Consider the following 12,610-nt stretch of genomic DNA (forward strand, 5'->3'; position numbering starts at 1 on the left):
TCGTTCCATGCCGCGTACGGAAGCCGACACGGAAGAGACGAACCGGGCGCCGGCGCAGGCGCCCGAGCCGATCGCGATCGTCGGAATCGGGTTGCGATTCCCCGGCGGCAGCGGCTCACCCGACGAGTTCGACGCCTTCCTGCGGGAGGGGCGCAGCGGGATAGGTCCCATACCGGGCGACCGGTGGGACGTGTCCGCGTTCACCCCCGAGTCGCCGGAGGACAAGGGGAAGATCCACACCACGGCGGGCGGCTTCCTCGACCGGGTCGACCTGTTCGACGCCTCCTTCTTCAACATCTCGCCCAAGGAAGCCCAGTACATGGACCCCCAGCAGCGCATGCTGCTGGAGACGGCCTGGCAGGCCCTCGAGCACGCCAACATCGACCCGACGCCGCTGCGCCGCGGCAACGGCGGCGTCTACATAGGCGCCAGCTCCATCGACTACTCGATGGAGCTGGACTCCGTGCCGTTCGAGGAGCTGGAGGGCAACCTCGCCTCCGGCATCACGATGTTCCCGCTGTCGGGCCGGCTGTCGTACTTCCTGGGCTGGCGCGGCCCGAGCATGAGCATCGACACGGCGTGCTCCTCCTCGCTGGTCGCCCTCCACCTCGCCGTGCAGGGCCTGCGCGCCGGCGAGACCGACATCGCGCTGTGCGGCGGTGTCAACGCCCTGCACCACCCGCGCACCTCGGTGATGTTCTCCCACGCGCAGATGCTGGCCCCCGACGGTCAGTGCAAGACCTTCGACGAGGCCGCCGACGGCTACGCCCGCGCCGAGGGCTGCGGTGTGGTCGTGCTCAAGCGCCTCAGCGACGCGACCCGGGACGGCGACACCGTCCTCGCGCTGGTGCGGGGCACCGCCGTCGGCCAGGACGGCGACAGCGCGGGCCTGACCGTGCCCAACGGCCCGGCGCAGGAGAAGGTCATCCGCACCGCCCTCGCCGCCGGACACCTGACTCCCGCGGACATCCAGTACGTCGAGGCGCACGGCACCGGCACCCCGCTCGGCGACCCCATCGAGTTCGGCGCCATCGGCGACGTCTTCATCGACTCGCACACCAAGGACGAGCCCGTGCTCGTCGGCTCGGTGAAGACCAACCTGGGCCACATGGAGCCGGCGGCCGGCATCGTCGGCGTCATCAAGACGGTGCTCCAGATGCGGGCCGGGACCGTCTACCCCCACCTCAACTTCGACACCCCGTCCGGACGCATCCCCTGGGACCTCTACCCGGTGCGCGTGCCCACCGCGTGCGAGCCCTGGAAGGCCGGGGTCCGGCGCGCGGTCGTCAACAGCTTCGGCTTCGCCGGCGCCATCGGGGCGGCGGTCCTGGAAGAGGCGCCGGCCCCCGCCGGCCGGGCGCCCGCGGAGCAGCCCGCGCCGACGGTCCCCCTCTTCACCCTGTCCGCCAAGAGCGCCGCGGCCCTGAGCGCCCAGATCGCCGGCTACCGGCAGCTGCTGGACGAGCGGCCCGACGCGGACCTGGACGCGCTCTGCTACACCGCCAACGTCTCCCGCACCCACCACCCCCACCGCGTCGCGGGCCAGGTCGCCGACCGCGAGGCCCTGGTGGCCCTGCTGGACAAGGCCGCCGAGGAGAAGCACGAGGGGCCCACCGGCATCCGCAGAACGGCGTTCATGTTCAGCGGCCAGGGCTCGCAGTACGCGGGCATGGGAGCCGCGCTCTACGCACGCTTCCCGGTCTTCCGCGAGCACGTCGACCTGTGCGACGGCCTGTTCGCCCCCCACCTGGGCCGCTCCGTGGCCGAACTGGTGCTCGGCACCGCGGACGACCCGGCGGCGATCGACCGCACCGAGTACACCCAGCCGGCCCTGTTCACCCTGGAGTACGCGCTCGCCAAGCTGTGGATGTCGTGGGGCGTGCGGCCCAACGCGGTCATCGGCCACAGCATCGGGGAGGTCGTGGCCGCGGCCGTGGCCGGCCTGTTCGACCTGCCGGACGCCGTGGCCCTGGTCGCCTCCCGCGCGCGGCTGATGCAGGCGGTGAGCACCCCGGGCGGCATGGCCGCCGTCGCCGCGCCCGCGGAGGACGTCGAGCCCCTCCTCGCCGGCCACCCGGACCTGGCCCTCGCCGCGGTGAACGCCCCGGACCAGTGCGTGGTCTCCGGCGGCACCGCCGCCCTCGACGAGATCACCTCCCTGCTCCGGGCACAGGGCACCCGCGTCGACCGGCTGGCCGTCTCGCACGCCTTCCACTCGCCCCTGATGGCCGAGGTCTACGACGACTTCCGGGCCGCGCTCGACGGCATCACCTTCCACGAGCCGTCCATCACCCTGATCTCCAACGTCACCGGCCGCCCGGCCCGTCTCCGCGAGATCGGCACCGTCGACTACTGGGTGCGGCACATCGGCGAGCCCGTGCGCTTCCTGGACGGCATCCGGGCGGTCGCCCAGCGCGGCCGGCACGCCCTGATCGAGATCGGACCGCAGGCCGCCCTGACCGCCCTCGCCCGGCGCTGCCTCAACGCCGACGACCACGTGTGGCTCGCCAGCCTGCGCCGCCGCGACACCTCCGCCGGCACCACCCTGGACGCCCTCGCCGGGTACTACGCCGCGGGCCTGACGGTCTCCTGGGCCGACTACCACGCGGACCGCCCCGCCGCCGTGAAGACGTCCCTGCCGACCTACCCCTTCCAGCGCAAGCGGTACTGGCTCCCCTCCACCGGACCCCGGCGCACCGGCGCGTCCGGCGCGAGCGCCCGTCATCTGCTGCTGGGCACGGAGGAACGGTTCGCCAGCGGAGTGCGGGAGTTCACCGCCGAGTTCACCTCCGAGGACCTCGGCGCGCTGAGCGACCTCGGCGACGGCGAGCGCACGACCCTGCCCACCGGCGCGTACGTCGACCTCTTCCTGGCGCTCCAGGACGCGGTCGCGGGACACACCAGGGCCGCCGTCCGCGACCTGCGGTTCCTCGCGCCCCTGCACACGGACGCGGAGACCGCCACGGTCCTGACGTCCCGGTGGAGCCCGCGGGCCGGCGGCGGCGCCGACGTGGAGGTCTTCACCCTCGTCGGGGGCGAGCAGCACCTCCACGCCAGCGCCGTGATCGCTCCCGGACGCGAACCGGTCGTGCCGGTCTCCGAACTGGCCGAGCTGGACGCCGGGCTGACGCCCGCCGGCGCGCGCATCGACGACGAGGACATCTACACCGACCTCGCCTCCGTCGGCCGCCCGCACGGACCGCGCATGCGCCTGCTGCTCAGCGCCGCCCGGCACCGCGACGGCCTCGTCACCGGCGAGCTCACCGGCCGCGACGCCACCGCCGTCGAGCACGTGCCGGCCGAGCTCCTGGAGGCGGCGGTGCAGGCCGCCGTCGTCCTGGACCCCGAGGGCCCGGTGTTCGAGGCGCGCGAGATCGCCTCCGTACGGCACTTCCGCAAGCCCCGCGGGGAGCGGCTCCGCGTCCTCGCCCGCGTCCACGGCGACCAGGACCGCCGTGTCGCCGACATCCTCCTCCTGGAGAACGGCGAGCCGGTCACCGAACTCCTCGGAGTCCGCCTGGCCCGGCCCGAGGGCCGCGTGGGCCGCCGCCAGTTCCTGCACCGGCCCGAGTGGGTGCGCAGGGCCCTGACGGCACCGGCCGCCCCCGACGGCGACCGCCACCTGCTGCTGCTCGACCGGGCCTCCGGCCGCGCCGATGCGGCGGCCGGGCGGTCCGGCCTGCGGGTGACGACGCCGTCCGACACCACCGACCTCAAGGCGGCCCTCGCCGACGCGAGCGTCACCGACGTCTGCTGGGTCTGGCGGCAGCGGCCGGAAGCCATGTCCGCCGCGCGGCTGCGCGCCGAGTGCGAGGACAACTACCGCGAACTGCTCGCCCTGATCACCGCCATGGACGCCGCCGGGCAGCAACGGCCGCCCCGGCTCTGGCTGGTGACCGAGGCCGCCCAGGCGCTCCCCGGCGACCCGGCCGGCGACGGCGGGCACCTCGCCGCGGCGACCCTGTGGGGATTCGGACGTGTGCTGCTCACCGAGTACCCGCAGTACCGCGCCACCCTCGTCGACCTCGCCCCGGGCAGCGACCTCGAACCGCTGCTCACGGAGTGGACGGCCGGGGTCCCCGGCGAGTACCAGGTCGCCCACCGGCCCGGCCGGCGCTACGTCCGGCGCCTGCTCGCCGGGGACGCGACGCTCACCTGGAGCGGCGGCTACGAGCTGCGCGCCCCCGACTCCGGCGACCTCTCCGACCTGGCCCTGGCGCCCGCCGCGGACCGTGCGCCGGACGCCGACGAGGTGCAGATCGACGTCCGTGCCGTCGCCCTCACCGACCAGGACGCCCGGACCGCGCTGGACACCGGCCGCGCAGAACGCGAGGAGGAGGAGGCGCCGCCCGTGCTCGGCACCGGCGCCACCGGCGTCGTGCGCGCCGTGGGCGAGGGCGCCGGGTTCGCCGAGGGCGACGAGGTCCTCGTCCGCCACCAGGGGACCCTGCGCTCCACGCTCACCGTCCCGTCTGCGTCGGTCGTACTCGCGCCGGACTCCGGCCCGCACGACATGAGCCGGCGCTTCCGCCTGGACGAGACGGGCGAGGCCCTGCGCACCGCCCTCACCGACCCGGCCGCCGAGGTGTGGCTCGACCTGCCGGGCACGCAGGCCGAGGAGGCCGCGGCCCCGGCCGACGGCGAGGCGGCCACCGGCACCGCGGTCCGCCCCGACCGCACCTACGTCGTCACCGGCGGACTCGGCGGGCTGGGCCTCGTCACGGCCCGCAAGCTGGTGGCCCTGGGGGCACGCCACCTGACCCTGGTCAGCCGCGGCGGACGGCCCACCGAGGAGGCGGCGCCGGTACTCCAGGAGCTCGGCGAGAGCGCCGAACTCGTCCTCGTCCGGGCCGATGTGAGCCTCCCCGAGGGTGTGCGCACGCTGGTGGACGAGGTGGCGGCCGGCCCCTACCCGGTCGGCGGCCTGGTCCACGCGGCGGGGTCCTACGACAAGAAGCTGATCGCCGAACTGACCTGGGAGTCCATCGACGCCCAGCTCGCCGCGAAGGCGTACGGCGGCTGGCTGCTGCACGAGGCCGCCCGGGACTCCTTCCCGGAGCTGGAGTTCTTCGTCACGTACTCGTCCATCGCCTCCGTCCTCGGCGGCGCCACCCAGGGCCACTACGCGGCGGCCAGCGCCGGACTCGACAGCCTCGCCGAGTGGCGCACCCGCCAGGGCCTGCCCGGCCTCTCCGTCAACTGGGGCGCCTGGGCGAGGGTCGGCATGTCCGCCCGCCTTGAGGAGCACCTCAGCCGCGAGATCGAGCGCAGCGGCGTCCGCTTCTTCTCGCCGACCCGGGCCCTGGACACCCTGGCCCGGCTCTGGGGAGGCCGTCCGCGCACCCAGCGGGTGGTCGGCGAGTTCGACTGGGACCGCTACGTGGGCGGCAGCGCCACCGGCGACCAGTTCTACGACCGCCTCGCGCGGCAGGACACCGCCGCCGACGACGGCTTCGACGCCGCCTCGCTCGGCGCCCTCCCCGCGGAGGAGCGCAGGGCCCTGATCACCCAGGTGGTCCGGGACAGGGTCGTCGCGGTCCTGGAGATGACGGCCGACGACGAGCTGGACGAGTCGACCGAGTTCGTGTCGCTCGGCCTCGACTCGCTGATGGCGCAGAACCTCAAGGGCGGCCTCGAGAAGCTGTTCCGGCTGCCGCTGGCCGCCTCGGTCACCTTCGACCATCCGACGGTGCGACAGCTCGCCGCGTTCATCGACGGGCAGCTGTGCCCGGTCCCCACGGCATGACCCGCACGACCAGTCCCGGACGAAAGGGGAGGACTCCATGACCGCCATGACCGTCGCGGACAACGCCAGTTGGACGCTCACCCACACCTCCCGCGCCCACGCCGGCAGCCGGCCGCACCACGCGGCGATCGTCTGCGAGGGCCGGACCACCACCTACGGCAAGCTGCACCGCGAGAGCAACCGCGCGGCCCACGCCCTGCACGCCAGCGGCGTGCGGCGCGGCGACCGGGTCGCCTACCTCGGGCGCGAGTCGGAGAACTACTACCTGGTCATCCTCGCCTGCGCCAAGGTCGGCGCGGTCCTCGTCCCGGTCAACTGGCGGCTCACCCCGGACGAGGTCGACCACATCCTGCGCGACTCGGGCGCCGTCCTGCTCTTCGTCGACGACGAGTTCTGGGACACCGCCGCCAAGGTCCGCCCCCATCTGCCCGAGTTCCACACGGTGATCCGGGTCGACGGCACCGACGCCGAGGGGGAGCCGGCCCGCGGCGCCGGGCTGCCCGCCTGGTACGCGTGCCTGCCGGACACCGAGCTGGAGACCGGCGCCGGGCCCGACGACGCGGTCGTGCAGATCTACACCAGCGGCACCACCGGGCTGCCCAAGGGGGCCGTGCTCGCCCACCGCAGCTTCTTCACCCTGCCCCGCGCGATGCGCGAGCACGGCGCCGCCTGGATCGACTGGCTCCCCGAGGACGTCGCCCTGATCTCCCTGCCGGGCTTCGGCATCGCGGGCATCGGCTGGTTCATGCACACGTTCAACGCTGGCGGCACCAGCGTGATCATGCCCCAGTTCGACCCGCAGGAGGCCGTCCGCCTGATCCGCGCGCACCGGGTCACCACCACCTTCGCCGCGCCCGCCATGCTCCAGATGATGGCCGGCGAGCGGACGGCGGGCCCGGACGCGTTCGTCTCCCTGCGCAAGGTCTGCTACGGCGCCGCCCCGATGTCGGAGACGCTGCTGAAGCAGTGTCTGGAGACCTTCGACTGCGAGTTCGCCCAGATCTACGCCAGCACCGAGACCGGCAGCGTCGCGGTGTGCCTGCCTCCCGAGGACCACTACCCGGGCAGCCCGGTCCTGGAGTCCGTCGGCCGGCCCTGCCCCGGCAACGAGGTGAAGGTGATCGCCCCGGACGGCACGGTGCTGCCGGCCGGGTCCATCGGCCAGATCTGCGTCCGCGCCCCCTCCCGGATGCTCGGCTACTGGAACCTCCCGGAGGCCACCGGCCGGACGCTGGTGGGGGAGTGGCTGCACATGGGCGACGCCGGCTACCTCGACGAGGACGGCTACCTCTACCTCTGCGACCGCATGAACGACACCATCATCGTCGCCGGGCAGAACATCTACCCGGCCGAGGTCGAGAAGGCGCTCGCGGCGCACCCCGCCGTCCAGGACTCCGCCGTCGTCGGGCTCCCCGACGACCGCTGGGGCGAGGCGGTGCACGCCGCCGTGGTCCTGCGCCCCGGGGCCGCCGCCACCCCCCGTGAGCTCCTGCTGTTCCTGCGGGGCACCCTCGCCGACTACAAGATCCCCGGCGGTTACCACATCGTCGACGCCCTGCCCCGCAACCCGTCGGGCAAGATCCTGCGCCGCGCCGTGCGGGAACGGCTCGCGGCCCCGGCACGCGACCCGCTGGTCTGAACCGAAATGACGGCAGAACGAAGAGAGGAAGCGGCACCCATGGACGCCGAACGGCCCGGCCCCGCCCCGCAAGGGGCGCGGACACCCGCGGGACGAGCGACCGACGCGACGCTCGCCCACCACCGCCCGCAGTCCCCGGGCGGACCCCTGCGCATCGGAATCCTGCTCCCCACCAGGGAGCAGGCCATCAACGGCAGCTACGCGGCGGCCCCCCTCCTGGACTTCGCCCGCCGGGCGGAGAGCCTCGGCTTCGACTCCCTGTGGGCCGGCGACTCCCTGACGGCCCGCCCCCGGCTCGACCCCCTCGTCGTGCTCTCCGCCGCCGCGGCCGCCACCGAACGGATCACCGTCGGCACCGCCGCCCTCACCCCCGCCCTGCGGCACCCGCTGATCGGCGCCAACATGGTGGCCAGCCTCGGCCATGTCGCACGGGAGCGCCTGGTCCTCGGGCTCGGCTCCGGATTCCCGATGCCCGAGACGGAGGAGGAGTTCGCCTCCGTCGGAGCCTCCTTCACCGGCCGGGTCGGCCGCCTCGACGAGATCGCCGACCTCTGGCGCACCGCCTGGTCCGCGGGCGAACCGGGCCGCCCCACCGAATTCCAGGGCAAGTACTGGCAGGCCGACCGGCTGGACCGGCTGCCGAGCCCCGCCACCCCCGGCGGCCCGCCGCTGTGGCTGGCCGGCAGCGACACCCCGAAGGTGCTCGCCCGCGCGGCCACCCGCTACGACGGCTGGCTGCCCTTCCTGCCGGACGCCGACGCCTACGGCCGGGCCGCCCGGCGGATCGCCGAACTGGCCGCCGAAGCGGGCCGCGGACCCGGCGCCGTGACCCCCGCGCTGTACGCGACGATCACCGTCGACAGCGACGCCGGCGCCGCCAAGGCCGAACTGGAGCACTACATCAGCCACTACTACGGGCGCTCCCTCGAGCAGATGTCGGCCATCCAGGCCTACGGCTGGGGCAGCGCGGAGCAGTGTGCCGAATGGCTCGGCGGCTACGTCCGCGCCGGTGCCCGCCACCTCGTCCTGCGCGTCGGCTCGCTCGAACCGGACGCGCAGCTCAAGGAGATCGCCGAGGTGCTGCTCCCCGCAGTCCGCGAGATCGACCGGACCCTCACCCAAGGAGAGACCACACCGTGACCAGCGCCATAGGCATGGACATGTCCCGGACAGGCCAGTGGTTCCACCCCGTCGAGCCGTCGCCCGACGCCTCCGTACGGCTCTTCCTGCTGCCCCACGCGGGCAGCGGCGCCATCATCTACCGCGACTGGGAGAAGCTGCTCCCCGCCGACATCGCCGCCCAGGCGGTGACCCTGCCCGGCCGCCACAACCGCCGGACCGAGATCATGTACGAGGACTGGGACCCGCTGGTCGACGCCCTCCACGAGGCCGTGCTCGACGAGCTCGACGACCGGCCGTTCGCCTTCTTCGGGCACTGCCTCGGCGCCCAGCTCGCCTTCCGGCTGACCACCCGGATGGAGCAGGAGGGCGGACCGTCGCCCGTCATGATCGGCATGTCCGGCTGGTCGCCGGTGGGCTGGTACGCGCCCACCGAGGAGCAGAGCCGGATGCCGGAGCCCGAGCTGGTCGAGTGGATCAAGCGCCTGGGGTCCTTCCCCGCCGAGGTCTACGACAACCCGGCCATGCTCGCCCTCGTGGTCCCCGCGCTCCGGGCCGACCTCAGGGTCGCCGCGCAGTACGTGGACGACGCGGCGGGCGTCCGCTGCTCGCTGGCCTCCTACGGCGGCCGCTCCGACCCGCTCCAGGAGGACCCGGAGGCCATGAAGGAGTGGGCGGAGCGCAGCCCGGCCTACCTCGGCCACAGCGAGTACCCGGGCGGCCACTTCTACATCGACGCCCACGCGCAGGCCGTCACGATGCACTTCGCCCAGCGGCTGCAACGGGTCGTCGCCACGACCGCCCGCTGACCGTCCCCGCCGGCCCCCGGGGGGCGCCCCCGGTGGCCGGATCCGATCGTCAGCAGCACGTCAGAGACGTGTCAGCACCTTCCGGCACTGTGGTGGAAGCCGCGCCCGGCAACCGTCCGGGCCCGGCTCCGCCCCCCCACCGGTGCCACGATCCCGAGGAGCAAGCCCGATGGCAGACAACGCCACCGACCAGGGCCCGACCCGGGCCCTGGTCCTGGCCAACCCCGCCTCCGGCAGTCACAGTCCCGAACTGGTCCGTGACGTCGCCGGGTTGTGCGCCGACACACTGCGGCACGTCGGCATCCACCTGACCACGGCACCCGGCGACGCCACCGTCGCCGTGCGCCGCGCCCTGGAGGCGCCCGACACCGCGCCCGACCTGGTGGTCGTCATCGGAGGGGACGGCACCGTCCGCGAGGTCGTGCAGGCACTGGCCTCCGCGCCCGGCCGCGCCGCCCTCGCGGTGGTGCCCGGCGGGACCGGGAACTCCGGGTACAAGATGCTGTGGGGCGAGCGCCCCTGGACCGAGTCCCTCAAGGCGGTCCTCGCCGGCGCGGGCGACCCGGGCGGCGTGCGGCCGCGGCGTCTCGACCTGGCCCGCCTGGCCGAGACCGGGCAGTGCGTCTACCTGGGCGCCTGCTCCGGTGTGATCGCCGACGCCCTGATCAGGGCACGGGACATCCCCCTGACGGGCAGGGATCTGTACACCAGGGCCTTCGCCGACACCGCGGCCGGGTACGAACCGTACCCGGGCCGGGTGACCGTCGACGGCCGTGTCGTGCACGAGGGACCGACCGTCCTCGCCAACGTCGGCGGCGGCCGCTACCGGGGCGGGCGCTACCTCGTCCTGCCCGACTCGCTCCTCGACGACGGACTGCTCGACGTCTGCGTCATCGGGGGCGGTGTGCCCGCCGCCGACGTCCCCGAACTCACCAGGACGGCGTCCCACATGGGGCTGCCGGACACCGTCTACGCCCGCGGCCGCACCATCACCGTGGAACGCACCGACGGCCGGCGGCTGCCGCTGGAGCACGACGGCGAATACCAGCACGGCATCGGCCCGTCGGCGACCTTCGAGGTCATGCCCGGCGCCCTCGCCGTCTGGGCTCCCCCCTCCGGCAGGCCCTGACCGGCCTCCCCCCGCTTTCCTCCCGCCGGGCCGGCACATCCGACGGCCCGGCAGTCACCACCATCACGGAAATTAGGAGACCGCCATGAGCGACCTCACCCAGACCGTCACCCAGTACCTGGCGCTGTGGAACGAGACGGACGCGGAGAAGCGTGCGGCGGGCATCGCCGAGCTCTTCGCGCCGGACGCCCCGTACATCGACCCGCTCGCCGCCGTCGAGGGACACGACGGCTTCGCGGCCGTGGTCGCCGGCGCCCAGGAGCAGTTCAAGGGACTCTCCTTCGAACTGCACGGAGCGGTGGACACCCACCACAACATCGCCCGCTTCCAGTGGGGCCTGGTGACCGAGGCGGGCGCCGAGCCCGTCGCGATCGGCTTCGACGTCGTCGTCACCGGTGACGACGGCCGCATCAGCGGCGTCTACGGGTTCCTCGACAAGGTCCCCGGCGCCTGATCCCGCACGCGGGAAGGGCGGGGGCGCCGGTGCTCCGGCCGCCCCCGCCCGCCACGCGTGCCCCGAGTCCACCCGTAGAGAAGGTATGTCGCGCCATGACGGCTGCTGTACTCAGCGAAAGCGTGGCCAGGGCCCTGTGCGATCAGTGGGGGAACCCGGTGGGGTCCGCCGGCCGCTTCGGCCCGCCCGCGGACACACCACTGCGCGAACTGTCCCACTGGGCCGCGAACCTGCGTCCCGAACAGATCCCCTGCCGTGTCCTCAAACTCGCCGCCAGCCAGGTGCTCTCCCAGATCGCCTCGATCCGGGCGGGCCTCCACCATCCTCTGGGCCGGCGCCTGGTGGCCGCCTTCGGCCACCCCATGCAGCGCGACCCGCGCACCGCGGCGAGCGTCTTCGCCGCCCTCGGCTCCTGGCTGAACCTGGACGACACCGCCTACGCCGGCCACCTGTCCAACTCCACCGTCGCCGTGCCACTGGCCTTCGCGTACGCCCGCCAGCTCGACGGGCTGTCGCTGCTGACCGCGGTCGTCGCCGCCAACGAGTGCGCGGCCCGCATCACCGCCGCGGCCACCCTCGGCCCCCTGCGCGGACAGAGCGCCGTGCACACGCACCTGGCCGGTGCGGTGGCCGGCCGCCTGTACTGCGACAGGGCCCCGGCGGAACAGTGGGAGAACGCCTTCGGACTCGCCTTCGCCATGCCCAACTGGCCGCTGATGCGCGCCTTCCTGGCCAGCGACGCCCGCCTCTTCAACACGTTCACACCGGTCCGCACCGCGATGGACGCGTGCGACGCGGCCGCCGCCGGACTGCGCGGCGCCCCCGACATCATCGAACACCAGGACGGCTTCCTCGACCGGTTCGCGACGGTACCGCTGCCCCAGGCGGTGGCGAAGGGCCTCGGCAGCCGCTGGCACACCGAGACCCTCTCGTTCAAGATGCACCCCGGCGGACCCGGGATCGACGCGGCCGTGGACTGCGCCGCCGAGATCCACCGCGCCCTCGGTCCGCTGCGCCCGGAGGACGTGCGGGAGATCGTGGTGGAGGCCTCCCTGTACACGCTGTTCGCGGGTGAGCGGGCGGCCCGGTACGTCGACGGCCCCCGCTCCCCGCTGGGCGCCCTTGTCCTGGACGTCCCCTACCCGGTCGCGACCACCCTGCTGACGGGCGAGTTCTCCGTGGACGACTTCTCCGCACCGCACCTGGACGACCCCGTGCGCTGGGAGCTGGCGCGCCGGGTGCGGCTGGAGCACGACACGTCGATGACCCGCGAACTCTTCCTCTCCGACGCGCCGTTCGGCGAGGCGGTGCGCGAGGCGGGACCGCTGGCCGTCCCGTGGCTGCGCGGATTCGGCGGTCAGGAGCTCGTCGACCTCGTGGGCAGCCTGGAGGCCGACGGCCGGGACTTCTCCCGGTCCACCAAGGCCACCGGCGCCCGCGTCGTCGTACGGCTGGCGGACGGCCGGACCGTCTCCCGCTCCCGCCTCATCCCGCTCGGCGCCGCGGGCCCCGACACCCGCTCCCGGCACTCCGAGATGGTCCAGGAGAAGTTCCTCTCCGTGGGAGGGCCGCGCCGGGTGGCCGACACGGTGAGCCGTCTGCACCGCATGCGCAAGGCCGGCGTGCGGCGCTGGATCGAGGCCGCCTTCCTGGACTGACTCGAACCGAACGGACACGAGCACGCGCTCGACGGAGGCGGTGATCCCGCCCCCGG

Annotated in this window: 7 protein-coding genes; all 7 read left to right on the forward strand. The window is 74.0% G+C overall.

Translation table 11 applies throughout. From position 1 onward, the window contains the following. Positions 1-7 precede the first annotated feature (7 nt). The 7 genes from IAG43_RS25685 to IAG43_RS25715 all read left to right on the forward strand — a co-directional run bounded on the left by IAG43_RS25685 (position 8) and on the right by IAG43_RS25715 (position 12,554). Positions 8-5,746 carry a type I polyketide synthase gene (locus IAG43_RS25685; protein WP_187743039.1) on the forward strand — a complete coding sequence of 1,913 codons (5,739 nt, stop codon included), beginning with the start codon at positions 8-10 and terminating at the stop codon, positions 5,744-5,746. 46 nt (positions 5,747-5,792) lie between these two features. Next, positions 5,793-7,385, forward strand: coding sequence for a fatty acid--CoA ligase (locus IAG43_RS25690; protein WP_187744641.1), 1,593 nt, complete (start codon positions 5,793-5,795; stop codon positions 7,383-7,385). 39 nt (positions 7,386-7,424) lie between these two features. Then, on the forward strand, positions 7,425-8,525 hold the full coding sequence (locus tag IAG43_RS25695; RefSeq protein ID WP_187743040.1) for an LLM class flavin-dependent oxidoreductase: 1,101 nt from the start codon (positions 7,425-7,427) through the stop codon (positions 8,523-8,525). A 20-nt stretch (positions 8,526-8,545) separates the two neighbouring features. Beyond that, positions 8,546-9,313, forward strand: coding sequence for a thioesterase II family protein (locus IAG43_RS25700; RefSeq protein WP_187744642.1), 768 nt, complete (start codon positions 8,546-8,548; stop codon positions 9,311-9,313). 169 nt (positions 9,314-9,482) lie between these two features. Then, positions 9,483-10,442 (forward strand): diacylglycerol/lipid kinase family protein, encoded by a 960-nt coding sequence (locus IAG43_RS25705; protein WP_187743041.1) that lies wholly within the window; start codon positions 9,483-9,485, stop codon positions 10,440-10,442. 85 nt (positions 10,443-10,527) lie between these two features. Continuing rightward, on the forward strand, positions 10,528-10,896 hold the full coding sequence (locus IAG43_RS25710; protein ID WP_187743042.1) for a nuclear transport factor 2 family protein: 369 nt from the start codon (positions 10,528-10,530) through the stop codon (positions 10,894-10,896). A gap of 95 nt (positions 10,897-10,991) precedes the next feature. Next, positions 10,992-12,554, forward strand: a complete 1,563-nt coding sequence (locus IAG43_RS25715) for an MmgE/PrpD family protein (RefSeq protein WP_187743043.1) — start codon at positions 10,992-10,994, stop codon at positions 12,552-12,554. The last annotated feature ends 56 nt before the right edge of the window (positions 12,555-12,610 follow it).

It is taken from the genome of Streptomyces genisteinicus, assembly GCF_014489615.1.
In the GTDB taxonomy this organism is placed as follows: Bacteria; Actinomycetota; Actinomycetes; order Streptomycetales; family Streptomycetaceae; genus Streptomyces; species Streptomyces genisteinicus.